This window comes from Dietzia sp. ANT_WB102 (assembly GCF_008369165.1).
Classification (GTDB): domain Bacteria; phylum Actinomycetota; class Actinomycetes; order Mycobacteriales; family Mycobacteriaceae; genus Dietzia.
The window spans coordinates 1,964,259-1,989,092 of sequence record NZ_VOBA01000001.1 but is presented as its reverse complement, the minus strand read 5'-3'; the positions used below and the strand labels follow the sequence as shown (position 1 = coordinate 1,989,092).

General features: G+C 66.5%; 25 protein-coding genes. 14 read left to right on the top strand and 11 right to left on the bottom strand.

Features of this window, described 5'->3' with window-relative positions; genetic code table 11:
* Positions 1-3 precede the first annotated feature (3 nt).
* Genes FQ137_RS09155 through FQ137_RS09145 form a run of 3 tightly spaced genes read right to left on the bottom strand, consistent with a single transcriptional unit; the run spans position 4 to position 2,996 of the window.
* On the bottom strand, positions 4-1,053 hold the full coding sequence (locus FQ137_RS09155) for an iron chelate uptake ABC transporter family permease subunit (RefSeq protein ID WP_149292106.1): 1,050 nt from the start codon (positions 1,051-1,053) through the stop codon (positions 4-6).
* The gene (locus FQ137_RS09150; RefSeq protein ID WP_149292105.1) at positions 1,046-2,065 is read right to left on the bottom strand and encodes an ABC transporter permease; all 1,020 of its coding nucleotides are present in this window, start codon (positions 2,063-2,065) and stop codon (positions 1,046-1,048) included. The genes FQ137_RS09155 and FQ137_RS09150 overlap by 8 nt, the downstream gene beginning before the upstream one ends.
* Before the next feature lie 19 nt (positions 2,066-2,084).
* On the bottom strand, positions 2,085-2,996 hold the full coding sequence (locus FQ137_RS09145) for a siderophore ABC transporter substrate-binding protein (RefSeq protein WP_149292104.1): 912 nt from the start codon (positions 2,994-2,996) through the stop codon (positions 2,085-2,087).
* 171 nt (positions 2,997-3,167) lie between these two features.
* Between FQ137_RS09145 and FQ137_RS09140 the strand changes: the two genes are divergently transcribed.
* From FQ137_RS09140 to FQ137_RS09110, 7 genes are all read left to right on the top strand, one after another.
* On the top strand, positions 3,168-3,467 hold the full coding sequence (locus FQ137_RS09140) for a hypothetical protein (protein ID WP_149292103.1): 300 nt from the start codon (positions 3,168-3,170) through the stop codon (positions 3,465-3,467).
* A gap of 54 nt (positions 3,468-3,521) precedes the next feature.
* Positions 3,522-4,088, top strand: coding sequence for a protein-L-isoaspartate O-methyltransferase (locus FQ137_RS09135; RefSeq protein ID WP_255583900.1), 567 nt, complete (start codon positions 3,522-3,524; stop codon positions 4,086-4,088).
* 63 nt (positions 4,089-4,151) lie between these two features.
* A complete protein-coding gene (locus FQ137_RS09130; protein WP_149292101.1) occupies positions 4,152-5,849 on the top strand; it encodes a fumarate hydratase in 1,698 nt (565 codons plus the stop codon).
* Between the two features lie 149 nt (positions 5,850-5,998).
* The gene (locus FQ137_RS09125; RefSeq protein WP_188064867.1) at positions 5,999-6,589 is read left to right on the top strand and encodes an LGFP repeat-containing protein; all 591 of its coding nucleotides are present in this window, start codon (positions 5,999-6,001) and stop codon (positions 6,587-6,589) included.
* Positions 6,590-6,651: 62 nt separating this feature from the next.
* Positions 6,652-7,155, top strand: a complete 504-nt coding sequence (locus tag FQ137_RS09120) for an LGFP repeat-containing protein (protein WP_149292100.1) — start codon at positions 6,652-6,654, stop codon at positions 7,153-7,155.
* A gap of 25 nt (positions 7,156-7,180) precedes the next feature.
* The gene (locus tag FQ137_RS09115) at positions 7,181-8,764 is read left to right on the top strand and encodes a cation:proton antiporter (RefSeq protein WP_149292099.1); all 1,584 of its coding nucleotides are present in this window, start codon (positions 7,181-7,183) and stop codon (positions 8,762-8,764) included.
* Positions 8,761-9,993, top strand: a complete 1,233-nt coding sequence (locus tag FQ137_RS09110) for a multidrug effflux MFS transporter (protein ID WP_255583897.1) — start codon at positions 8,761-8,763, stop codon at positions 9,991-9,993. Before FQ137_RS09115 ends, FQ137_RS09110 begins: the two co-directional genes overlap by 4 nt.
* Here FQ137_RS09110 and FQ137_RS09105 read toward each other — a convergent pair.
* Positions 9,968-10,705 carry a CPBP family intramembrane glutamic endopeptidase gene (locus FQ137_RS09105; protein ID WP_149292098.1) on the bottom strand — a complete coding sequence of 246 codons (738 nt, stop codon included), beginning with the start codon at positions 10,703-10,705 and terminating at the stop codon, positions 9,968-9,970. The genes FQ137_RS09110 and FQ137_RS09105 overlap by 26 nt on opposite strands.
* 82 nt (positions 10,706-10,787) lie before the next feature.
* Here FQ137_RS09105 and FQ137_RS09100 point away from each other — a divergent pair, with 82 nt between their 5' ends.
* The 4 genes from FQ137_RS09100 to FQ137_RS09085 all read left to right on the top strand — a co-directional run bounded on the left by FQ137_RS09100 (position 10,788) and on the right by FQ137_RS09085 (position 13,813).
* Positions 10,788-11,663 carry an oxygenase MpaB family protein gene (locus FQ137_RS09100; protein WP_149292097.1) on the top strand — a complete coding sequence of 292 codons (876 nt, stop codon included), beginning with the start codon at positions 10,788-10,790 and terminating at the stop codon, positions 11,661-11,663.
* Positions 11,664-11,748: 85 nt separating this feature from the next.
* A complete protein-coding gene (locus FQ137_RS09095) occupies positions 11,749-12,765 on the top strand; it encodes a DUF808 domain-containing protein (RefSeq protein ID WP_149292096.1) in 1,017 nt (338 codons plus the stop codon).
* A complete protein-coding gene (locus FQ137_RS09090) occupies positions 12,765-13,292 on the top strand; it encodes a DUF488 family protein (protein ID WP_149292095.1) in 528 nt (175 codons plus the stop codon). The genes FQ137_RS09095 and FQ137_RS09090 overlap by 1 nt, the downstream gene beginning before the upstream one ends.
* A 38-nt stretch (positions 13,293-13,330) precedes the next feature.
* Complete coding sequence (locus tag FQ137_RS09085; RefSeq protein ID WP_149292094.1) at positions 13,331-13,813, top strand: FABP family protein; 483 nt, start codon at positions 13,331-13,333, stop codon at positions 13,811-13,813.
* A gap of 33 nt (positions 13,814-13,846) precedes the next feature.
* Here the strand turns inward: FQ137_RS09085 and FQ137_RS09080 are convergent, their stop codons facing one another.
* From FQ137_RS09080 to FQ137_RS09060, 5 genes are read right to left on the bottom strand one after another with little or no spacing between them, the layout of a single operon-like run.
* Complete coding sequence (locus FQ137_RS09080; RefSeq protein ID WP_370452338.1) at positions 13,847-14,719, bottom strand: ABC transporter permease; 873 nt, start codon at positions 14,717-14,719, stop codon at positions 13,847-13,849.
* Positions 14,720-15,907: an ABC transporter substrate-binding protein gene (locus tag FQ137_RS09075; RefSeq protein WP_149292093.1), complete on the bottom strand. Its 1,188-nt coding sequence runs from the start codon at positions 15,905-15,907 to the stop codon at positions 14,720-14,722.
* Between the two features lie 7 nt (positions 15,908-15,914).
* A complete protein-coding gene (locus FQ137_RS09070) occupies positions 15,915-16,664 on the bottom strand; it encodes an ABC transporter ATP-binding protein (protein ID WP_149292092.1) in 750 nt (249 codons plus the stop codon).
* A complete protein-coding gene (locus tag FQ137_RS09065) occupies positions 16,661-17,773 on the bottom strand; it encodes an acyl-CoA dehydrogenase family protein (RefSeq protein WP_149292091.1) in 1,113 nt (370 codons plus the stop codon). Before FQ137_RS09065 ends, FQ137_RS09070 begins: the two co-directional genes overlap by 4 nt.
* On the bottom strand, positions 17,770-18,312 hold the full coding sequence (locus FQ137_RS09060; RefSeq protein WP_149292090.1) for a DUF4242 domain-containing protein: 543 nt from the start codon (positions 18,310-18,312) through the stop codon (positions 17,770-17,772). The genes FQ137_RS09065 and FQ137_RS09060 overlap by 4 nt, the downstream gene beginning before the upstream one ends.
* 159 nt (positions 18,313-18,471) lie before the next feature.
* Between FQ137_RS09060 and FQ137_RS09055 the strand changes: the two genes are divergently transcribed.
* The gene (locus FQ137_RS09055) at positions 18,472-19,158 is read left to right on the top strand and encodes a PhoU domain-containing protein (RefSeq protein WP_149292089.1); all 687 of its coding nucleotides are present in this window, start codon (positions 18,472-18,474) and stop codon (positions 19,156-19,158) included.
* Positions 19,159-19,240: 82 nt separating this feature from the next.
* Here the strand turns inward: FQ137_RS09055 and ilvD are convergent, their stop codons facing one another.
* Positions 19,241-20,980 (bottom strand): dihydroxy-acid dehydratase, encoded by a 1,740-nt coding sequence (gene ilvD, locus FQ137_RS09050; protein ID WP_149292088.1) that lies wholly within the window; start codon positions 20,978-20,980, stop codon positions 19,241-19,243.
* A gap of 154 nt (positions 20,981-21,134) precedes the next feature.
* Here ilvD and FQ137_RS09045 point away from each other — a divergent pair, with 154 nt between their 5' ends.
* Together FQ137_RS09045 and FQ137_RS09040 are read left to right on the top strand one after the other, a co-directional pair.
* Positions 21,135-22,025 carry a bile acid:sodium symporter family protein gene (locus FQ137_RS09045; protein ID WP_255583892.1) on the top strand — a complete coding sequence of 297 codons (891 nt, stop codon included), beginning with the start codon at positions 21,135-21,137 and terminating at the stop codon, positions 22,023-22,025.
* A 17-nt stretch (positions 22,026-22,042) separates the two neighbouring features.
* On the top strand, positions 22,043-23,692 hold the full coding sequence (locus FQ137_RS09040; protein ID WP_149292087.1) for an arylsulfatase: 1,650 nt from the start codon (positions 22,043-22,045) through the stop codon (positions 23,690-23,692).
* A 45-nt stretch (positions 23,693-23,737) separates the two neighbouring features.
* Here the strand turns inward: FQ137_RS09040 and FQ137_RS09035 are convergent, their stop codons facing one another.
* Positions 23,738-24,802: a glycosyltransferase gene (locus FQ137_RS09035; RefSeq protein WP_149292086.1), complete on the bottom strand. Its 1,065-nt coding sequence runs from the start codon at positions 24,800-24,802 to the stop codon at positions 23,738-23,740.
* Positions 24,803-24,834 lie beyond the last annotated feature (32 nt).

Here is a 24,834-nt window from a genome sequence, read left to right as displayed (position 1 = left end):
CTTTCAGCGTGCGCGGTTGGTCAGGAGCAGGAACAGGAACAGAAGCCCACCGGCGAACTCGATGACGATGCTCAGCGCGGACTCGACGCCGAGGGTGCCCAGGATCATCTCGCCCCCCGCGAGGGCGATGACGCCCAGAAGTGAGGCCACCGGGAGGGTGAACCGGTGCAGGGTGGTGCCGAGCAGGGCATATGCCGCATTGGCGACGATGAGCCCGAAGAACATCACCGGCCCGATCAGCGCCGTCGAGGCCGAGACAAGGAAAGAGACCACCACCAAGACCACGATCGTGACTCTTCGGTGGTTGACGCCGAGGGCGATGGCGGGGTCGCGTCCGAGCAGCATCACGTCGAGCCTGCGCCCGAGGATCGCCACAACGACGAGTCCCGCGACCACGATGAGCCCGCAGGCCAGCAGCACGTCCAACTGCACGCCGCGGAAACTCGCGAACATTGCGTCCTGGACCTGCAGGTAGGCCGCTGGGTCTAGCAGGCGCTGCAAGAACGTGGAGGCGGAGCGGAAGAACACGCCGAACACGACGCCCACCAGCAACAGTAAGTGGATATCGGACTTCCGGCCCCCGAGTAGCCAGAGGTACAGCGCGGTCGACGCGACCACCATGATCGCGGTCTGGCCGAGGAAACCGGAGAGTCCGCCGCTCAGCAGTCCCCCGGCGACAGCGGCATCCCTGGGGACCATGAAGAATACGAGCGTCGTCTGGATAAGCAGGTACAGCGAGTCGAACCCCATCAACGCCGGCGTCAGGATCCGGTTGCCGGTGACGGTCTGGAAAAGCACAGTGGAGACTCCGACAGCCACGGAGACCAGGACGATCGCCACCGCGTGCCGGGAAAGACGGTCGAGAGAATAGGTCCAAGCTTTGGACCCCACAGTGCCCGGCAGCCCGGTTAGTACAAGGGCGGCGATGGCCGCGACTGCCACGGCGAAGCACACGAGGGTCACAATCCACCGACGGCGGTGATCTGCGTTGGCTCGCGTCCGCCCCCCTGGCACACCCGCCGCGGGCGCGACGAGGACGTCGATCTCAGGCATTGCGCACTCCTCGCAGCATCATGACCAGGAAGACGGCGCCACCAAGGATCCCGACGATCGTTCCCACGGGGACCTCGCCGGCACCGGGAGCGCCGCCCGCGAAGAACCCGGGCAGAGCCCGGCCCACCATGTCGCTGATCAGGACAGTCACCGCCCCGAGCAGGGCCACGAATGGCAGACCCCGCCGGGCGTCGTCGCCCACCAGGCGTGAGACCACGTTGGGAACGACGAGTCCGAGCAGCGGGAGGGCGCCGACCGTCACCACCACCACGGCGGCGACGGCGGCGGCTATCGACATCCCGGCCGCAACGACGGTCCTGTGGTCCAGCCCGAGACCGGTCGAGACGTCCTCCCCCAGACCTGCGACGGTGAAGCGGTCGGCGGCAATGTAAGCCAGGCCGCCCAGGACCGCGACCAGCCACAACAACTCATACCGCCCGGCCAGGACCGCCGAGAAGTCGGCAAGCATCCACGAGTTGAGCATCTGGAGCAGGTCGCGGGACAGCGCCACGAAAGCCGCGACTGCGCCGATCACGGAACCCAACATGATGCCGACGAGGGGCACCACGAACGAGTCCGATACCGGGACGCGCCGGATACAGGCGAGAAACAGGGCGGTCCCGGCGAGCGCGAACACAAGAGCCACCAACATCTTGAGCACGATCGGAGCACCCGGGGCGATAATGGCTACCATTACCAGCCCCAGCCCGGCCGATTCGACGGTGCCGGCGGTCGATGGCTCGACGAAACGGTTACGGGTGAGCAGTTGCATGAGCAGGCCGGCGATCGCAAGTGACGCTCCGGCGAGCGCGGCCGCGGCGGTGCGCGGCAAACGGGCCTCGACTAGGTAGACGCGGTGCGCCTCGGTAAGTCCGCCGGTGAGCGCCTCCCACACGGTGATGTCGGCCGCGCCGACGAACACGCTGGCGACGAGTGAGAGCGCGAGCGCGACGACGCCGAGGACCGGCCACAGAGAGCCCCGCTGCGGCCGGCGCTCCACCGTCGTCGTCATCTGCATTGTCCTTCTACCGTCAGGAGACGGCGGAGTCGATCTCGTCGATCATGGCTTCCAGGACACCCAGACCGCCCCCGACGAGGTACCAGTTCTGGCCATTCAGGAAGTGGACCTTGCCGTTGGTCGCGGCAGCGGTCCGGCTGAATACGGGGTTGTCGAGCAGGGATGAGGCGGCCTCCCCCTCGGAGCCGATCGCCGCGTCACGGTCGATGACGAAGACGTGGTCGGGGTTGAGCTCGGCAATCTGTTCCCAACTGAGCGGGGCACCGTGGCTGCCCTCGGCCTCGAGCTCACCAGCGGGGGCCATGCCGAGCTCGTTGAAGATCAGGTCGAACCGCGAGCCCTGACCGTAGCCGGTGACTTTGCCGCCAGACGTCATGAGCACGAGGGCCGTCCCCGCACCTTCGGCCTTTGCGCGGGTCTCGGCCACCTTCTCGTCGATCTTGTCGAGCTCAGCGGAGGCCTTGTCCTGGGCTCCGAACAGCGCAGCGACCTCTTCGACCTTCGCGCGGTTGGACGCGATCGTCTCGGAGGTGTCGGGGTCGCCGGCGATCACCCGGTCGGAGATCTTCGCGAACTCGGGCTCCATCTCCCGAGTACGGTTTCCGAACAGGATGAGATCGGGCCCCAGCTCGGCGATCACGTCCATCTTCGGCTCCTTCAGACTGCCGATGTCCGTGAACTCACCACCCGAGTAATCGTCGAGCGCAGCAGGGAAGACGCCGGACTTGACCAAGCCGACGACGCGATCCTCGAGGTCGAGCTCGTTCAGGGTGTCGGCGGCGGCGTGGCTGGTGAGAACGACCCGACTAGGACCCTTCGCGTCGTTCCCGCCGGACTGCGCATCCGAACTGCCGCACGCGGTTAACGCAGCACCGGCAAGGGCGACCGCCGCCGCCGTGGCGACGATCTTGGGGAATCGCTTCATGTCACTCCAGAGATTGAAGAATAGGCAAGGCTTACCTTAGTCAGACGCAGCCTGCCCAAGCAAGTAGTAGGGCAGGCATACCTCACAACACCGAGCGCAAACGCCACGCCATCCCCACGGGCGGCCTCCAACCGGATGCGCGGGCGGTCGCCATTCAGGACAATCGGGTTCATGAGCACCGAACGCGAGTACGACCAGGACACCGACGGCGACTACGACGAGAACACCCTCGACGGCAGCGAGGGACTGGACGCCGACGTCATCTCGACCGACGGAGAAGACCTGACTGTCGACGCACCGGAGTCGTGGAAGCCCGTCGAGGAGCACAACACCCTCGACGAGAAATTGGCTGCGGAGCGCCCGGAGGTCGACTCTCCCGAGCCGAGCGGTCAGGGCCTTGACGGGGAACGCCACGACGCGATCGACGACCTCGACCCCGAGGGCGGGACGCGAGTTCTCGGCGAGGCGTAGAGCTCGAACCGGACGCCGATCAAAAACCAACGACGAACGAGAGAAGGTGCCACGGTGGTCGCCCGGAACGTAGCGGAGGCTATGCGCACGCAGGATCGCCGTCGTTTCCTTCCCCAGGAGGTCGCCACGGACCACGAGCTGGATGCGCCGCTGCCAATCGGCCACGGGCAGACCAATTCCCAGCCGTCCACGGTGGCGACAATGCTCACGCTCCTGGACCCGTTCCCCGGAATGCGGGTCCTCGATGTGGGCTCCGGCAGCGGATGGACCTCGGCCATCCTCGGCGAGCTCGGCGGGCCACAGTCCGCGGTGTTCGCCGTCGAGTTGGTCCCCGAACTGGTGGAGCGCTCCCGGGCAGCAATTCGGCAACCGTGGGTAGTCGTTCACCAGGCCGAGCCCGGGGTGCTGGGCCTCCCCGAGCTCGCCCCGTTCGACCGCATCCTGGTGTCGGCAATGGCCGACGAGCTCCCCGAGGAGCTGGTGGACCAGCTCTCGCCGGATGGCGTGATGGTGGCTCCGTGGGCTGGCAGGATGCACCGCGTCCGGCGGGCCGACGGCAACATCGAGGTGACCGATCACGGCGGGTACAGGTTCGTGCCCCTGCTCCACACCCGATTCTGACCCGGTGACTCCGACCACTATCCTGGGGTCGGTTTGTCCACCTGCAGAAACAGGAGCCTTTCGATGGTCGACTTCCTCTACGAGGACCTCCTTCCCGTCGGGAAGGACAGCACCGAGTACCGCCTGCTCACTACCGAAGGCGTCTCGACGGTCGAGGGGCCCGACGGCATCAGGTTCCTCAAGGTGGACCCCGAGGCCATTCGCCTGCTCACGGAGACGGCGATGCACGACATCTCCCACTACCTCCGTAGTGACCACTTGGCCCAGGTCGCCAAAATCCTCGACGACCCTGAAGCCAGCGACAACGACAAGTTCGTGGCGCTCGACCTTCTCAAGAATGCGAATATCGCGGCAGGCGGTGTACTGCCGATGTGCCAGGACACTGGTACGGCGATCGTCAAGGGTGAGCGCGGCCAGCATGTACTCACTCCGGGCCCGGACGAGCAGGCCGTGGCACGGGGCGTATATGACGCCTTCACCCGGCTCAACCTTCGTTACTCGCAGAACGCGCCCATCACGATGTGGGACGAGAAGAACACCGGATCCAACCTGCCCGCGCAGATCGAGATCGGTGCAAATACCACCCCGGGCGGCGAGAACTCCTACAAGTTCCTCTTCATGGCCAAGGGCGGCGGGTCGGCCAACAAGTCGTTCCTGTACCAGGAGACCAAGGCGATACTGAACCCCGAGCGGATGATGCAGTTCATCGAGGAGAAGATCCGCTCGCTCGGGACCGCCGCCTGTCCGCCGTACCACCTGGCGATCGTGGTGGGCGGCACGTCGGCGGAGTTCGCACTCAAGACCGCCAAACTCGCCTCCGCGCACTACCTTGACGAGCTCCCCCGCGAGGGCGCGATGACCGGACGCGGCTTCCGTGACGTGGAGCTCGAGGAGAAGGTTTTCGAACTGACCCAACAAATCGGGATCGGTGCTCAATTCGGTGGCAAGTACTTCTGTCACGACGTCCGCGTCGTCCGCCTACCCCGCCACGGCGCCTCGCTGCCCGTGGCTATCGCGGTGTCGTGCTCCGCGGATCGCCAGGCCAAAGCCAAGATCACCACGGAGGGCGTGTTCCTCGAACAGTTGGAGTTCGAGCCGGGCCGGTTCCTGCCCGCCACCACCGACGCGGAACTCGACGCCGCCACCGACGGCATCTCTGGCACGGGCAAGGGCGCCGCGGTGCGAATCGACCTCAATAAGCCGATGCCGGAGATCCTCGCCGAGCTGAGCAAGCACCCCGTAAAGACCCGGCTGTCACTGACCGGTCCGCTGGTGGTGGCCCGCGACATCGCGCACTCCAAGATCAAGGAGCGCCTCGACGCCGGCGAGGCGATGCCGCAATACCTCAAGGACCACCCCGTGTACTACGCAGGTCCCGCCAAGACGCCGGAAGGCATGCCGTCGGGTTCGTTCGGCCCTACCACCGCGGGCCGGATGGACTCCTACGTCGAACAGTTCCAGGCCGCCGGCGGCTCCATGGTGATGCTGGCCAAGGGCAACCGGTCCAAGCAGGTCACCGACGCGTGCGCGACCCACGGGGGGTTCTACCTGGGCTCCATCGGCGGTCCGGCTGCGCGACTGGCCCAGGACTGCATCAAGCACGTCGAGGTCATCGAGTACGAGGAACTCGGAATGGAGGCTGTGTGGAAGATCGAGGTCGAGGACTTCCCCGCCTTCATCGTTGTCGACGACAAGGGCGAGGACTTCTTCGCGCACACCGGCGAGGTCACACTGACGATCGGTAAGCGCCCGGGCATATGACACGACACACCCGAAGGTGAGTATCTGAGGCACTGCACACCAGGTCATCGATCGTTTATCAAATAGTGATGTGCACTTCGCCCTGAAGACGCCCTCGGCCCCATACGGTCGACCGCGTCCGACACGAATACGGGATGAAAGGAATCCCAATGCGCAAGACCGTGATCGCCGCCTCTGCGGCAGCACTGCTCGCACTCTCGGCTGCCTGCAGTACCGACAACGCCAACGTGGACGTGGAGGGCGCCACCGACTCGGTCGCCTCCGCCGTCGACAGCATGACCGCATCAGGAGACCCTGAAAAATCCGAGGCGTCAGGGACCGAGGACTCCGACGCTGGCTCCAAGAGCGAAAATGCGGAAGGCGATGGCACGGCGACCACCACGCTGACACTTGCTGACGGCTCCGAAGTAGAAGCGCCGGCCGGCATCGCGGAGAAGTACGAGGAGATCCGCGCGAATTCCGACCATCTCGGCGCCGCGACCGGCGGGGCCACCGAGGTCGCCGGTGGACAGATGATGGAGTTCGAGGGTGGCACGCTCATCCAGAATCCCGACGGCCAGGCGTTCCTCGTCCAGGGCGTCATCCTCGAGAAGTACATGGAGGACGGGGGCCCGTCTGGCGACCTCGGCTTCCCCACTACCGATGAAACCCCCAACGAGAACGGTTTCGTCTCCACGTTTGAGAACGGAGAAATCACCTTCGATTCCTCCACCGGTGAGGCCACCGTCAACCAGAACTGACGAGCCAGCCGCATAGTCCGCCCTTTCCGCCGAGCGGGAAGGGCGGACTAGTATCACCGTTCATGGACAGGTTGACGCGTGCCCTTGCCCCTCTCGCACTCGCCACAGTCCTCGGTGCCAGTCTGATCGCTTGCTCCGGAGAAGGCAGTGGCGGCACCGGTGAGACCGCCGCGCCTGCGACCTCGGAGGAGAGGGTGACGACGAATTCGACCCCCGTGCCCGGACCCGCCGACTCGGCAATCAACATCCCGGTGGCGGTCGCAGATCGCTGGGACAAACTAGGTGGCGAGAAGAGCGATCTCGGCCGCGTGACGGGACCCGTGACCGTGGTAGAGGGCGGATCGATCACCGACTTTGAGAGGGGATCAATCGTGCTCACGCCGTCCGGGCGCGCTTTCGTGGTCCAAGGCGAGATCCTCACCTCCTATCTCGAGGCCGGCGGCCCCGCGGGCGCACTGGGCTTCCCCACCGCAGACGAAGCCACCACGGACGGCGGTTGGATCTCGGTTTTCGAGAACGGCACCATCGCGTACCTGGACGGCCAACCGGTCGTCGAGATCCGCTGATTCCGGTCCCCGGGGACGCTGAACCGTGGAGACAGTCGCGATCTACCTCGTGGTCACGTTCGCGTGCGGATTCGTCGCGCGAATGGTAAAACTCCCGACCCTCATCGGCTATCTCGCCGCTGGCTTCATCCTCCACAGCCCAGGCATCGATGAGCTCCCCGTGGTTGACACGCTGGCCGACTTCGGTGTCACTACCCTGCTCTTCACGATCGGCCTCAAACTCGACCTGCGGATGTTGTTCCGGCGCGAGGTGATCGTCGCCACCATGGCCAACCTCATCGCTGTCGTCGGCCTCACCACCGGGTTCCTCGGACTGCTCGCCACCATCGGCGTCCGCATGCTCGCCGGGGAGGACTGGCAGGTGCTCGCACTCCTGGGATTCGCGCTTTCGTTCTCCAGCACGGTTTTCGTGGTCCAGGTTCTCGACGATCGCTCGGAGGCGAGTTCCCTCTACGGCCGCATCGCGATCGGTGTGCTCGTCCTTCAGGACGTCGTAGCCGTGGCATTCCTCACCGTCATGAGCGGCGAGTCACCAAGCCCGTGGGCTGCCGCGCTGATTCTCCTCCTACCCGGGGCGTGGCTCGTACACAAACTGTGGAATCGGCTCGGGCATGGCGAACTCCAGACCCTTTTCGGGATCACCATCGCCCTCGTTCCCGGCTACTGGCTCTTCGAGAGCGTGGGTATCAAAGGCGATTTCGGCGCCATGGTCGTCGGCGTGCTCCTCGCCAGCCACCCACGGGCCGCCGAACTCTCCCGCACACTGTTCGGCTTTCGTGAACTTCTGCTCGTGGGCTTTTTCGTCTCGATCGGCCTTCACGTTGATCCCACCACCGAGACCGTCCTCCTCGGACTGCTGCTCACCGCCCTGCTCCCTGTGGAAGGCGCGCTGCTGACCCTGGCCCTGGCCGCGTTCGGGTTGCGCAAACGCACCTCGATTCTTGCCGGCCTGGCCTTGGCCAACTTCTCGGAGTTCGGTCTCATCGTGATCGCCTCCGGGGTCCAGGCGGGCCTCATCGTGGGGGACTGGCTCGTCGTCACCTCCGTCGCGGTGGCCGCGAGCTTCGTCTTCTCCACCCTCGTCAACCGGCGCGGCACTGGATTGGTGAATAGACTCTCCGCCTTCGTGCCCACGCCGCGCTCCAACCGGTTCCACCCGGACGACGCGCACATCGACCTCGCGAACGCGACGGCCCTCGTCCTCGGCGTGGGCCGCGTCGGCCGCGCAGTCCACGATCGTCTGTCCTTGGAGTACGGCCTGACGGTAATCGGGGTTGAGAACGACCCGGTCAAGGTTCGCGGGCTGCGTGCGGACGGGGTGCGGGTCCTCGAGGCCGACGCAACCGAGGCAGACTTCTGGGAACGCTGCATCAACGACGACGACGTGGAGATCATCGTGCTGGCGATGCCGTTCCACGGCTCTAACCTCGTTGCCATGGACCACGTGGGTCGACGCGACTTCGAGGGGACCATCGCGGTGGTGGCCCAGTATGACGACGAGCGCGAGGAACTCATCTCCATGGGCGCCGACGTGGCCTTCCACATCTACGAGGGGACCGGTGTCGGCCTGGCGGATAGCGCCGCCGAGGCCGCGGGGCTGGATTCGTGAGCGCCCCGCGACAGCACGGGGTCCCGGCCCCGAAAACCGTGCCCGGGACGATGCTCGTCGCCCTCGCACTGGCCGGGGCGATCGGGCCGTTCGCCACCGACACCTACCTCCCGGGCCTGCCACTCATCACCGGCGAGTTCGGCGTCTCTGCCTCGACCGCCCAGCTCACCCTGACAGCGTTCCTGATCGCGTTGGGTGTCGGGCAGCTGGTCATCGGTCCGCTGTCAGACCGCCTCGGTCGACGCCGCCTCCTCGTCCTCGGCTCGGTCGGAACGTTGGTCGCCGCGGTGGTGTGCGCGCTCGCCCCGTCGATCTGGGTCTTGCTGGCCGGCCGGGTTCTCCAGGGTTTCTTCGGAGCCGCGGGCGTGGTCCTCACCAAGGCTGTCGTCGTCGACGTCGGTCGCGGCACGGGTGTGGCAAAGGCCTTCGCGATGCTGATGGCCATCCAGTCCGTCGCCCCCGTGATCGCTCCCCTCATCGGCGGAATGGTCGTTCCTCTCGGAGGCTGGCGTGGCGTGTTCTGGCTCCTCGCCGGCTTGTCCGCCGTCACGGCCGTCGGCGTCTGGGCAATAGTCCCCGAGACCCTCCACTCCGACGAGCGCCGGAGCGGAGGATTCGCCGAGACGCTCTCGGACATGCGGTACGTCGGTTCGCACGGTCCGTTCCTTGCCAGGGTCTCGGTCTTCGTCTTCACATTCGGGGTCCTGTTCGCGTACATCTCCGCGAGTCCGTTCGTCTACCAGGACATGATCGGGCTCTCGCCGACTGCCTATTCGGTGGCGTTCACCGTCAACGCCCTGGGCATCCTGGTGTCAAACCTCGCGGGTGCCCGCTTCGTCGGGAGGTTCCGACCGGAGAAGGTGATGGCCACCGGGATGGCCGGCGTCGTCATCGCGGTCGCGAGCTTCGCCGTCGTGGTCGCGCTCTCCCCTTCCGGGGAACTGCACCTGGCGCCGGTCACCGTCTCGTTCGTACTCCTCACAACGTCGATTGGCCTGGTTCTCCCCAACGCGGCGGCGCTATCGATGCAGACCACCCGGGGCCGCTCCGGTACCGGCTCCGCGCTGCTCGGTGCCTGCCAGTTCGCCGGTGCCGCCCTGGTCTCGCCGCTTACCGGAATCGCCGGGCCGGACTCGGCGGTACCACTGGCCGTGGTGATGGCGGTCTGCGCGGTCGTCGCCGTGACCGCGACGTGGGTGGTGGTCAGCCGGCCAGGGCGCGCCACGTGACTGCCGCGGCGAGCGCACCCACGGCGTTGAACGCCCAGTGCAGGCCGATCGGGGCGAGGAGGCTGCTGCTGCGGCGGCGGATCCAGATGAAGCCCGCCCCCGCCACCGAGGTCGCTGCCACCGCCAAGCCGATACCCGCGATCTGACCCCCCAGGCCGGTCCCGAGCACGTCCGCGAGGCCGGCGTTCCCAGCCGTGAGCCCGAGCGACGACGTGACATGCCACAGGCCGAACGCCAGCGACCCGATCACAAAGACCCCGGTTGTACCGAAGGTCCGCTCGAGCGCGCCCTGCAGGACCCCGCGGAACGCGAACTCCTCCGGCAAGACCGTCATCAGGGGGATCAACACCAACGCCGAGAACACCGCCATGCGCAAATCCGAGTAGCGCTCGGACAGGAAGAACGGGCTCGTCGCGGGGATCAGGCACCCCGCCGTGACCACTGCCGCCACGACAACCGTCGCTGCGAGGCCGTACGCGAGACCGCGGGGCATGTGCTGCACCGAAAGTCCCAGCTCCGCCCACCTCATGCCCCACGCCTTGACCACCACCACGAGGGTGAGCACGGCCAGGGGAACGATCCATTCGCGGAAGGGCAGCGCAGCCAGATTGGCGGTGAGATTGATCGCCATCAACGAGGCCAGAACCCCGGCGACCCCGGCGACACTCCGCACACGAGAGCGACCATTCGGGGACGTCAGCTGCGCAGTCATTGATGGTGACGATACCGCTCGCGGGCTCGGAACCGGGGTATCGTGACGCAGACGACTACTTCACGCGACGGGGGCGTCCGCCATGGCAAGGGTGACGACCACAGCGTCCCGCGCTTTGAGCGGTGCCCGCCGCAGGATGGGGCTGGTGGTGCGCTCACGGGTGGCGGGCGACGATGCCGACGCGCGACACCACCAGATCTGGCATTCCGACGGCGCGCGCTGGAACGTTCCCGAGGACACCATCTGCCGCGTCAACGGGGACGCGTCCATGTTCGCCGGCGGACTCACCGCGCTACTCCTGCAATCGCTGCACCCCTTGGCCATGGCCGGCGTGGCCGACCACAGCGACTACCGGGGCGACCCGTGGGGGCGCCTCCAACGAACCTCGCAGTTCATCGCCACCACGACTTTCGGCACGATCGCCGATGCCTCCGACCTCATCCGGACGATCAACGCCGTGCACCGCAAGGTGGTGGGAACCGACTACCGGGGCCGCCCGTACGACGCCCGCGACCCACACCTGCTGCGCTGGGTCCACGTTGCCGAGATCTGGAGCTTCCTCGAATGCCACCGGCTCTATGGACGAGAACGACTGTCCGCGACTGAACGTGACGAGTACGTTCGGCAGGCCTCGAGGACCGGCCTCATGTTGGGCGCCAGAAATGTGCCCCTCTCCGTGCGCGAACTCGACGCGGCGTTAGAGGAGTACCGGCCCGAGCTCGAGGTGTCACCCGCCGCAATGGATGCGCGCCATTTCCTGCTCGACGGGCCACCGATGGCGTGGGCTGACCGACCCGCCTATTCCCTGCTGCGGGAGGGCGCCGGCGCAGCATTGCCCGACTGGGCGCGCGAGATGCTCGACCTACCGGACGGGCCGTTCGGATCCCACGGACTCGGTCGAACGCTGGGACGCTCCGGTGTGTCCACGCTGCGTTGGGTCCTCGACGCCATCGAGTGAGACGACGCTATCCTGTGACAAGGCGACCCGCCGGGGTCGATTCTGTCGGCCGCGGATCCTTCCGCTCGTTCGAAGTGAGATCTCCATGTCCGGTGGACTCGCCGCCCTGCTCGATGACATCGCAGTACTCGCCCGCATGGCGGCCGCAAGTACCGACGACGTCGCCGCAGCCGCTGGCCGCGCCACGGTCAAAGCCGCCGGCGTCGTGGTCGACGACACCGCCGTGACCCCCCAGTACGTTCGCGACGTCGAGCCCTCCCGGGAATTGCCCATCATCCGCAAGATCGCGTTCGGTTCGCTGGCGAACAAAGCGATAATCATCGTCTTTGCTCTCCTGCTCAGCCAGTTCGTGCCGTGGATCCTCACCCCCATCCTCATGCTTGGCGGCCTTTACCTCTGTTTCGAAGGGGCGGAGAAGGTTTGGGAGCGGGTCTCCGGGCAGCACGAGGAAGCGATGCCCGTCACGGAGAAGGGCCCCGAGGCCGAGTCCAGGATGGTCCGTGGGGCGGTCACCACCGACTTCATCCTCAGCGCCGAGATCATGGTAATCGCCCTCAACGAGGTTGCGTCCGAAGCATTCTGGTCGCGGGCGGTGATCCTCGTGGTGGTGGGACTGTGCATCACCGCCCTCGTGTACGGCGTCGTCGCGATGATCGTGAAGATGGACGACGTCGGACTTCACCTGGCGGGCAAGGAGTCGGCCGGTGTGCAACGATTCGGCCGCGGCATGGTCAAGGCGATGCCCACGGTCCTCGAGGTGATCTCCTTCGTCGGCATGCTCGCCATGCTGTGGGTTGGCGGCCACATCCTCCTCGTGGGCCTCGACGAACTCGGTGTGACCGCGCCGTACCACCTCGTGCACGTCTTGGCCGACCCAGCAGCGGACATCGCCGCTGTCGGCACTGTTCTCGCGTGGCTGGTCGACACCGCGTGCGCCTTGATCTTCGGCCTCGCCGTGGGAGCCGTCGTCGTGGCGATCATGCACCTACTCCCGCACCGGAGTTCCCACACCGAGGTCAACCCGAGCACCGTGGGCGACACCCCGTGCAGCGACGACGACGGAGCGACGTGGTCCAGTGCGGACCAGGACAGTGGGCGCTGATGTTGCTCACCGTGGGGCACGGCCGACTGGACCGCGACGAGCTGGCGGCGCTGTTCACGGGCGCCGGCGTCGAGCTTCTCGTGGACATCCGACGCTTCCCAGGCAGCCGCGCCAACTCCGCCGCGGCGAAGGGCGCGGTACCCGAGGTCGTTGGTGAGGCGGGAATCGACTATCGCTGGGAGGAGGACCTGGGCGGTCGGCGGAACCTCACCGCCGCACAGCGACGCGAATCCCCCGACACCTGGTGGCGGGTCGAGGCGTTCCGTGCATACAGTGCCTGGACCCGGGAACCGGACTTCCGTGCTGCACTGGAGCGGGTCGTCGCCGACGCCCGCCAGCGACAGGTCGCGGTGATGTGCTCGGAATCGGTGTGGTGGCGCTGCCATCGCCGGATCGTCGCCGACGTCGTGTCCACTGTCCACGAACTCCCCGTGGGGCACCTGATGCACACCGGCGTGATCACCGAGCACGCGCCGAGTGAGGGTCTGCGGATCGACGAGCACGGCGAACCGGTCTGGGACGGCTGACGACGCGCGCGGGGGCACCGATGGCTTATCCTCGCGCCATGGACCCCGCATTGACGCTCGCACCGAATCTGTCCCCCGTCGCCGCCCTGTTAGGCACCTGGAAGGGCGAGGGCGCGGGTTCGTACCCGACGATCGACGATTTCACCTACACCGAAGAGATCACGTTCACCGACGTGGGCAAACCCTTCCTGCACTACGTCCAACGCACGTGGGGGCCCACAGGATCGCCCATGCACACCGAGACCGGGTACCTGCGGGTCCCCGGTGACGGGACGGTCGAGTTCGTCTTGGCCCAGCCCACCGGGCAGACCGAACTGTGCGAGGGGGCGGTGGTCGCCGAGGCGGATACCCTGGTGTTGGACCTCCAGTCGCGCGTGCACAACAGCGCCACCGCCAAGCAGGTCGACTCCACACATCGGCGGTACGAGGTCATCGGCGATCGCATCACCACCACGTTCGCCATGGCCGCGGTCGGTCAGCCCCTCACCCATCACCTCGCCTCCGAGCTGCGCAGGGCTTGACCCGTCAGCGTGCGGCGCCCTAAGGGCACCCGCTCAGCGAGCGACGCGGTCTCGAAGAACCAATTTGGACAGCGCGTCCAACACGAACCCGAGCATGCCGATCACGAGTATCACCGCCATCACCTGGTCATAAGCCAACTGATCCCGGGCGTTGAGGATCTGGTAACCCAGACCGGAACGCACGCCGAGCATCTCCGCGGGCACCAACACGATCCACGCTGTGCCGAGGGCGAGGCGGATGCCGCCGAGGATCGAGGGCCGGACCGCCGGGATGACCACCCGTGTGAGGCGTTCCCACCCGCTGGCGCCCATGGTCCGCGCCACATCGAGGTACCCGGGGTCGATCGAGTTCACGCCGGCCGAGGTCGAAAGCAGGATCGGCCACACAGCCGCAGCGGCCACGAGGAAGATCACGGGTTCGTTGCCGATCCCGAACACCGCGATTGCCACCGGGGCCCAGGACAACGGCGAGATCATCCGCAGGAACTGGACGAGAGGCCCAGCCACCGCTTCAGCGGTCCGCCGTAGTCCGAGCCAGAGACCAAGGGGCACCCCGAGGAACGTGGCGGCGGCGAGGCCTGCAACGAGTCGGTACAGACTGACCGCGGCGTCCGACAGCAGCACTCCCCTGTCGAGCAGATCGCCGAAGCCGGACCATGTCTTCGCGGGCGCCATGCCACTGACCACCGGGTCGTCAGTGACGAGTCCAGAGGTAAGCAGGGTCCACACTCCGAGGCCGATGAGCAATCCCAGCAGCCCCGCGGCCCAACGCGCGAGGTGACGTGACGGCCGCGCTCCGGCGGTCCGCGGGCCGCCGCGCGAGCCGGAGACGGATGGGCTGGCTCTCACCGTGGCCGCCGACACGTCGTCGGTCGCTGGGTCCGGGGTCGAGTCCGTGAGCGTCATCTAGATCAGCCGTTCGTGTCGGGTGAGGGAGGCGGGGAGACCGAGAACCGTGGGCCCACCGTGGCGGGCAATCGAGGCGCGGACGAACCGGTTGTCGACGAGCTCGCCGTGGACTGTCGAGGGGTCGAGCCCGTCGAGGAAGCGGGCATCACCATCGACGACCGTCGTCCGCATCTGACGGACGAGCTCGGAGGTGAAGCTCGGGAAGGGATAAGGGTGGAAGTCGATCCTGGGGCGCGCTCTGCCACCGCTGGGGTCACTCACTGTTCCCGTCATCGCTACCTCAACCGCCTTGGGCGGCTGTGGGAGGTACCCCTTCCCGGATAGGAGGGCGGCGGCGGAGGTGCGGTCCGCGCGGATCCCGAGCTGCGCGGCGACGGTCGCGTCGACCAGCGCCTGAACAGTGTCGGGACGGCGGTCGATGAGATCCTCGTGGACGACGGTGACGCAGCATGCGTGATCCCGCCACACCTGATCGAGCATCATGTGCAGCGAGCCGACTCCCCGGGCGACCGCACCCGCATTGAACGGGTCGGCCACCGTGAACGCGGAGATCGACCCGGTCGCCAAGGCCGGGATCATGTCCGAGGGCCCCATCACGACGAGTTCGACGGTCCTGTCCGACCGGCTCGCGGCACGGCGCGCCACCGGGGTGAGCCCGTGCGCGCGCAGCACCCGCTGGAGGAGGATGTTGTGGATCGACCACCATCCGGGGATCGCCACCTGCGTCCCCGCGAGCTGGGCCACGTCCCTCACGTGCGGCGCCACCGTGATGGCTCCTCCCCCGGTGTGGTTCCAGCTCACCACCTTGGCATCGGCGCCAACGACATACCGGAGCTGGACAGCCGAGGGCATGAGCAGGTGGATGAGGTCCACCTGCCTGGTGAGGAATGCCTCCATGAGCGACGACCAGGAGCGGAAGAGCACAGGGCGACCGACGATGATCTTCTGCTGTTCGAAGTAGCCGTCTCCGTGCGCCACCAGGAGCGGGGCCGCGTCGGTGATGGGCAGATATCCGATGCGGAGCTCGTCGGTGGCGATGCCCCTCTGAGCGGTCGCGGTCGTGACCAGATTGCCCAGCGTCGCGGCGCCACCGACCGCACCGGCGCCCACGGCGAGGGCGCCTCCGGCTCTCAGCAGTGCGCGCCGATCAAGGATAGGGCCGAGGGGGCGGGGATCGTTCTCCATCGCCGCGTCAGGCCGTCCGATACGCGCGGAGGATGCTGTCGCGCAGGGCCGGATCGGATTGCGTGGAGCCATGTGACGGGTTGGTCCACTCCTGCCGGACGCGGCCTGACGATCCCAACAGCGCGATGCGGGAGCCGACGACCAGTGCCTCGTCCACGTCATGGGTCACCATGACCGTGGTGACCCCGAGGTCGGCGGTCACGCCCACGAGCCATCGTTGGGAATCGGCGCGGGTGACTGGGTCGAGCGCGCTGAAGGGTTCGTCTAGTAGCAAGATCTCCGGGCGGGTCGCGGCAGCACGCACAACCGCCACTCGCTGTGCCTGCCCGCCGGAGATCTCGTCGGGACGGGAGTCTGCCAGCTCCGCGATACCGAAGTGCTCGAGAAGGCCGTCGACGTGGGCTGGGTCGACCCGACCGCGCAGGGCCCGGAACCGCCCACCCAGTGCGACGTTCTCGCGGACCGAGAGCCACGGGTACAACAGCGGCTTCTGGAACACGACCGCGTACGAATGTGCCCGGTCGTCCCCGCTGTCGTCCGATCCAACCCGCAGTTCACCAGCAGCAGGCTCGTCGAGTCCCGCAAGCAGCCGCAGGAGCGTTGACTTCCCGACCCCCGAGGGGCCCAGTAGGACCAAGGATTCACCGGCGCGGACCTGCAGTTCGAGATCATCGAACAGCGTCCGCCCGCCGGGCAGGCGGTGCTGCAAGCCCGTGACGCTCACCGCGACTGGCCTGGCGAGGACACCGGTTGTCATGCGGAGACCCCTAGCCGGTCGAGTTCCCACCGCAGCTGCGATTGCGAGGGCGACTGCACGGGCAGAAACGCGGCCTCGCGCATCCGACGGTTGGCCGGGGCCGCCTGGGCGTATCCCATGCCACCACACAGGATCGCCTCGAGACGGGTGGCCGCCGGAGCGATCTCCGCGCCGTCGAGGCGAAGGAGAAGCAACTCGCCCAGCGTGGCCTCGGTCGGCGTTTCGCCGAGGCGGTGCAGTTCGGCGTGCATGTGTTGGTGACGCGATGCCAGCTCCCCGTGCTCGTCGGAGTAGAAGGCTCCGAGGCCCTCGAGGCGGCCCTCTGCCTCGGTCAGCGAGCGCGCGGCTATGCCCGAGCAGAAAGCTGCCTGCAGGATGAGGAACTGTGGGCGCACACCGGAGAGGAAGTCCGGCAAGTCCTCGCCTAGCACCTGCTCGTCCGGGACTTCCACGCCGTCGAGACCGATCATCGTGGAAGCCGTCGCGTTGAGTGCAAGGAGGTCGGGGGCATTCCGGATCTCGACACCGGGTGCAGACGCCTCAAAGGTGAGAACTAGGCTGCGCCCGTCCTCGGTGTTGGCTGCCAGCACGATGACGCTGTCCGGGTACACATTGGACGCCCAGGCGATCGGGCCATCAATCCTGTAGCCGCCTGCCACCGGTGTCGCGGTGATCGGAACTTTGGCCAGCCCGACGACCTGCCGCTGGGCGGCGGCCATGCCCGACACTCCGGGGCGACTTCCGTCCGCGACGGCCCGGTAGGTCCGGGCCGCCGCGTCCGAACGGTCTACCGCGTGTCGGAGGTACGCGGCGGTCATACGCTGCGCCCACGCGGCAAAGGCGACCGCCAGACTCTCCGTGGCCACGGCCTCTATGATCGTCGCGGCGACGGCGACCGGCGTTCGATCGACGTCGAACAATCCGAGCCGGGCAAGTGCGGCGATGTCCTCTCGGAGGTCCGCCTCGTCGCGGTCGAGGGCGGAGGCCCGGGCGGCGACCGAGTCGATCACCGCAACGAGTTCCGCGGTGTCAACGTCACCGAATTCGCCGGCGGTGAGCTGGGCTCGGGGAGCCCCGAGAACGCGGGTCTGCGTCGCGGCGGTGCTCATGACAGCTCGTGCAGGCGCGAAATGGGGGTGGAGACGATCTCGCGCGCACGGACAACGGAGTCGGAGTCCGGGGCGTTGTAGAAGCACAGGCACTTGTCCGTGTCCTCACGCACGTAGGTACGCAGGAAGGAGACCTCGGGGATCTCTGCGTACTTCGGGGACTTTTCCTTCTTGCGGGTGAGATAAGTGTCCATGTCGATCTCGTCCGGAATGTCCCACTCGACCAGGTATCCGGCCTCGGGTCGGGCGGCCTTGATGGTCTCGAGGTCGGTGCCGACCAGGCGGACCTGCGCAGGCGTGGTCACCTCGGCGGCGCCAATCGCGGCCGCATCGAGAACGGGGGCATCGGTGTCGCAGGCCCCGTTCTGTCCGTCAGCTAGCTCGGCGATCGTGAACACACGCGATGCGCCCTTGGTGATCTGGGTCTCGATGACGTCGGCACCGGCACCGGTCAGGGTGGCGGCGATGGAATCGACGAGCGTGGAGGGGTCGGCCTGCTGCTCCGGCGACGGGGTGGTCTCGTAGAGGAAGAGGGGCATGAATGATCCTTTCGGGACGTCTCGTGAAAGGCCCACGCTAGTAAAGACAGACCGTTCTGTCTATTCACCCCCCCTGCGGAGCCCCCTGTCCGGAGGCGGTGCGATGAACAGTAGGAGAACGAAATTCCGGCGTTGCCGAACGCGCACTACAGTCGTGGCATGCGCACTGTCTTCCATTCCAAGCTCGACGAATTCTCCGACCAGCTGGTTCGCTTCTGCGAGACCAACATCCGCCTACTCGACCGCGCCACCGCGGCCCTGCTCGATGGCGACGAACTCGCTGCCATCGAGGTGATCGACGGCGCGGCCGAGCTGGAGGATCTGCGCGAGGTCAGCGAGCAACATGCGTTCGAGCTGCTCCTGCTCGAGGCACCGGTGGCCGGGGACCTGCGTCAGGTTGTGTCGGGGATCTACATCGTCGAGCACTTCACTCGTATGGCCACCCTTGCCGGACACATCGCCAGGGTCGCGCGGCGACGGCACCCGCAGTCCGTGGTGCCGGCTCCCCTGGTCCCCCTCATCCGCGACCTCGCGCAGCGAGACGGTGAAATGGCACAACGACTCACAACACTGCTCGTCGAGCATGATGCCGACAAGGCCCGGACCCTCGATGCCGAGGACGACGCCGTGGACCGACTCCACTCCGATCTGATGAGGCAGTTGTCGAGCGAGGACTGGCCCCACGGTTCAGTCGCAGCCGTCGACCTCGCGCTACTGGCGCGCTACTACGAGCGCTTCGCCGACCACACAGTGAGCATCGCCAACCGCGTTGTGTACCTCGCCACGGGCGAACGACCCGAGGGGGGATCGCTCTCCCACCTCGACGACGGCACGGTCCTCGACTGACGGGGACTACTCCAGACGGCGTCACTGACGGCGACACCCGGCCGCGGGGAGACTGCGACCGGGTGTCGTGCTCTCGCGGGAATCAGCGGCAGATCGCCCCGGTGGATGCCGACTGCACGAGCTTGGAGTATTTGGCCAACACGCCGCGGGTGTAGCGAGGCGGGAGCGGCTCCCAGTCCGCGCTCCTGGCCTGCAGCTCCGGCTCGTCGACGAGCAGCTCGAGGGTGCCGCGGGAGACGTCGAGCCGGATCCGGTCACCATCCCGGACGAAGGCGATCGGGCCACCGTCGACCGCTTCCGGGGCGACGTGGCCGACGCACAGTCCGGTGGTGCCGCCGGAGAATCGGCCATCGGTCATGAGGAGGACGTCCTTGCCCAGACCTGCCCCCTTGATCGCGCCGGTAATCGCGAGCATCTCCCGCATTCCGGGGCCGCCCTTGGGCCCCTCGTAGCGGATGACGACCACGTCTCCGGCGGCGATGGTGCCGTCCTCGAGGGCATCCATCGCGGCGCGCTCCCGCTCAAAGACGCGAGCCGTGCCCTCGAAGACGTCAGAGTCGAAACCGGCCGACTTCACCACCGCACCCTCCGGCGCGAGAGACCCGTGCAGGATGGTGATCCCACCCGTCGGATGGATCGGTTTGTTCATGGCCCGCAGGACCTGGCCGTCGGGGTCCGGCGGCGCGATCTCGGCGAGGTTCTCGGCCACGGTACGGCCGGTGACTGTCAGGCAGTCACCGTGTAGCAGACCTGCGTCGAGCAGGGCCTTCATGACCACAGGCACGCCGCCGATCCGGTCCACATCGGTCATGACGTGCGCGCCGAACGGCTTGACGTCCGCCAGGTGGGGGACCTTAGCGCCGATGCGCGCGAAATCCTCTAGCGACAGCTCGACCTCGGCCTCGTTGGCGATGGCCAGCAGGTGGAGCACCGCGTTGGTGGATCCGCCGAACGCCATCACCACGGCAATGGCGTTCTCGAACGCCTTCTTGGTCATGATGTCGCGCGCGGTGATTCCGAGGCGGAGCATGTTCACCACGGCCTGACCGCTTTCGTCCGCGTAGCGGTCGCGCCGGCGGTCCGGGGCCGGCGGGGCTGCGCTTCCGGGCAGTGACATTCCGAGAGCCTCGGCGGCGCTGGCCATGGTGTTGGCGGTGTACATACCACCGCAGGCGCCCTCACCCGGGCAGATGGCACGCTCGATGGTGTCGACGTCCTCACGGCTCATGAGTCCGCGCGAGCACGCGCCAACAGCCTCGAAGGCGTCGATAATGGTGACCTGGTGCTCCGAGCCGTCCGAGAGCTTCGCCTGGCCCGGCAGGGTGGAGCCCGCGTAGAGGAACACCGACGCCAGGTCGAGCCTGGCGGCGGCCATGAGCATCCCCGGGAGTGACTTGTCGCACCCGGCCAGCAGCACGGACCCGTCGAGGCGCTCGGCGCTCATCACGGTCTCCACACTGTCGGCGATCACCTCTCGCGAGACGAGCGAGAAATGCATACCCTCGTGTCCCATCGAGATGCCGTCGGAGACGGAGATCGTACCGAACTCCAGCGGGAACCCGCCGCCGGTGTGGACCCCCTCCTTCACCGCCTTCGCCAGCCGGTCAAGCGACAGGTTGCACGGGGTGATCTCGTTCCACGACGAGGCCACGCCGATCTGAGGCTTCACCCAGTCGTCGTCCCCCATCCCGACCGCGCGCAGCATCCCGCGCGCGGCGGTTTTCTCCAGCCCGTCGGTCACGTCGCGGCTGCGGGGCTTGATGTCGGGCCCGTTGCCGGAGGTCGGTTGCTCAGAGCGGGGCGTGTCGGTTCCGGAAGTCATGAGACCAGCCTAGGCATTAGAGGCCAACGGTGCGGTCGGCACCTTGTAGTACCCGCGGCCGAACCGCGTCCTATCCACGTCCCCGCGAAAATCCGCGTGAAGATAGGTAGCGTTGGCCGCGCTAGGAGTCCGTCGATACAAGGGGTTTTCAGCGGTGATCTACGAGGTGTTCCGTCAGGTCTCGGGGGTCCTCGTCACCGTCTTCGTCGTGTCCAGCCTGTTCAATGTCGGCCTGACGCAGAAGCCATCAAATTTCGTTGCGCACCTTCGGAACTGGCACTTCCTGGTGCGGATGGTACTCGTCAACCTAGTTCTGGTCCCCGCGGTGATGGTGCTGGCGGTGACAGTGGTCGACCTCGCACCGATCTATGAGGCCGGTCTCGTGATCTTCGGATTGTCCGCCGGGGCACCGTTCCTCATCGCACTGACGCGTGAGTCCAACCAGGACAAATCGTTGGCTGCGACTGTCATGACCGTGCTCATTCTGGGCACGGTCGTCATCATGCCCATTCTGCTTCCCCGGTTGGTCGAGGGCGTGATCGTCGACGTCTGGGCAATCATCACCGCGCTACTCACCCAGTTAATCTTGCCGATGGTCATGGGGATGGTGATCCGCCAATTCCTCGTGCCCCTCGCCGCCGCAGTCCAGCCCTGGGTGGCCCGGATCTCGTCGATAGCGCTCTATGGACTTCTCGGCACCATCATCATCGGTCACCTTCCCGACATGTCGGATGCCGGATTGTGGAAGGCGATAGCCACAGGCCTGGTCGTGATCCTCATCTCGCTGTTCATCGGCTACATGATGGGCGACGGATTCAGTCACCTGAAGATAGTCGGCGGCCTGGCCACCGCCCAACGCAACACCGCCGCCGCGATGATCGTCGCCAGTAAGAGCTTCAGCGAACCGGGGGCCATCGTCGTCGTCACCCTCGTCAACACACTCGGGTTGGTCGTCCTAATGGCCGCCGCGCGGGCGATGAGCCGGGACGCCGAGGTCCTGCTCACCCCGATCGGCGCCGATATTCCCGAGCGCGGCTCGAAATAACCCGACAAGATGGGGTCATGACTAGTAGTTCCGCTACCAGACCGAATTTTCTGGTCGTCGTCGTCGATGACATGGGGTACTCCGACTGCCAGCCCTTCGGCGGCGAGATCTCCACCCCGAATCTTCAACGACTAGCCGAGTCAGGCGCCCGTTTCCGCGGCTTCCACACGAGTTCGCTGTGCGCACCTACACGGGCGATGCTGCTCTCTGGATGCGACAATCATCAGGCGGGCCTGGGGGTCATGCAGCCGCTGCACGCTGGGAACCAGTACATGCAGCCTGGTTACGAGGGCTTCCTCAACCACTCCGTACCGACGATGGCCGAACTCCTGCGTGACGCCGGTTATCACACCTATCTCGCCGGGAAGTGGCACGTCGGGATCACAGACGACACCCGGCCGGCCGCGCGGGGGTTCGATCGCAGCTTCGCGTTCCTCGGCGGCGGTGCCAGCCACTTCAACGACGCCCGCCCACTGAGCTCCTACGAGGGCAAGCAGACCATGTACGCCGAGGACGATCGCTTCTGCACCGATGAGCTGCATGACGACTTCTACACCTCCACGGCGTTCGTCGACCAGATGATCGGTTATCTGCGCGATCAGGACGACGACCAGCCCTTTCTGGCCTATCTCGCTTTTACCGCGCCCCATGATCCGCTCCAGGTGCCCGAGGCGGATCTCGACCGCTACGCGGGACGCTATGACGGGGGATACGAAGCGATCAAGCGAGAGCGCATGGAGCGGATGAAGCAGATCGGGTTGATCGCCTCCGATTTGGAAGTGAACCCGGGCAGCGGTCTGTTCCCGACATGGGAGGAACTGTCTGAGGACGCCAGGCGCAGCGAGGCCCGCAAGATGGAGATCTATGCGGCGATGATCGACCGGATGGACCACGAACTGGGTCGCGTCCTCGACGAACTCGACAGGCTCGGCAAACGGGAAGACACCGTCGTATTCTTCCTCTCCGACAACGGAGCCAATCCCAAGCAGCCGGAGTTCTACCCGCCCAATACGATCGAGACGATCGAGGCCGAGTTCGACAACACCCTGGAGAACATGGGCAGGATCGGATCGTTCGTCTCCATCGGAGGGGCCTGGGCCGAGGTTGCCGACACCCCTCTGTCCTACTTCAAGACCACCACCTATGAAGGCGGCACCCAGACCCCGTTGATCGTCGCCGGCGGCCCGGTGACACGCGAGGGCGTGGTCACCGATGAACTGCTGCACGTGGCGGACATCCTGCCGACAATGCTCGACATGGCCGGGGTCCGGCGCCCCACCGAGATCGACGGTAAGTCGGTGCCCCCGCTGTATGGGCGGTCGCTGGCCCCGATGCTGACCGAACAGACCCTGCAACCGGTTCGCACAGGGATGGACGCGCTGTGCTTCGAGATGCTCGAATGCCGCTCCGTGTTGTGCGGAGACTGGAAACTGCTGTGGATGGCCCCGCCGTACGGAAAGGGAGACCGGTGGAAGCTGTTCAATTTGGCCGAGGATCCACGCGAGCTGGTCGATCTCGCTGACTGGTACCCGAAGAAGGTCGCACAGCTCGAGGGCCAGTGGCAGGCCTACGCCGAGTACGTCGGGTATATCGAGTCAGACGGCACCTCCGCTGCCACCGAGCTAGGCATTGACCGGTTCTTCGAATTCCGGCTCGGCGACGACTAATGGACGGGCTCGGTAGCGGGAACCGGCACTTAGCGGGGCGTCCGGTCATCTCTCGAGGTGCCTCCGCAACAGCATTGCGCCACGGTGACGAGCTCCTCTGGCCGTGACCGCGATGCGCTGACGCCATTGCGGATAGTCGCCGTCCCGTCGTCTCATGAGCTGCGTCCAACGCCGCTCCCCCACGATATCCGGCAAGCATTCTTCAGCGAGGGCTGCAGACTCGATACCTATCTGACTCCCCGCGTCCGTTCCACTATCGAACGCCTGACTCGCGTTACGGATCGCATAGTCGGCGAGGGCGCGTCGATAGTGTGCGCGCCAACGGTCCGTTTCCGGCAGGTGCTGCGCATCGTGGTCGAGGAAGTGCTCAAACACCCGAGCCCGGGACCGCAGGTCGTAAAGAAGTTGGCCCGCGCTCTCCTCGTAGTGCATGTTCGCACCATGGATCCGATAGAAAGCCTGGTCCGGCCCGTCAACCCGCCCTACCCCGCCGAGGATCGCGCAGCGCATCCAGAGGAGCATGTCGGCCCCCACCGGGAAGTCGGTGTCGAACCATCCCGCGGCCTCGAGAACTGATCGTCTCAGCAGGACTTCCGGGCTGAGGATGACGTTGCGTCCCATCCGCATGAAGCGGCCCAACCATTCCGTTCCGTCCCAGACAGTCCAGCGGGTGCGTCCGAGTCGCAGCTCCGGGGGCGAGTCCTCAAACGGTCTGCAGTAGCCGTAGACAAAGCCGAGATCACGGCGTGCCTGTAGCAAGGCCACGGATCGGGTGATGGAGCCCGGTGAGAGAAGGTCATCTGCATCGAGCACCGTGACGAACTCTCCTGAGGCCGACGCCAACGCCTCGTTGTAGTTCTGCAGGTACGGCTTGTTGTACGGCTGGGTCGCCACACGGATGCGACCGTCGGCGGCAGCGCGGCGCCGAGCGACGTCGAGGCTATCGTCCGTCGAGCAGTTGTCTGCGACGATGACCTCCAGGTCGACCTCGGGCTGGTCTAGGGCGCTGTCGATCGCTGCATCGAGGAATCGGGCGTAGTTGAAGCATGGAATGACGATCGAGACCCGGGGTCGGGGGCGAACGGAAGCTGGGGTCAGACGGGCAACCATGAGAAGGCTCCTTTCTGGACCGGATCTCGCGG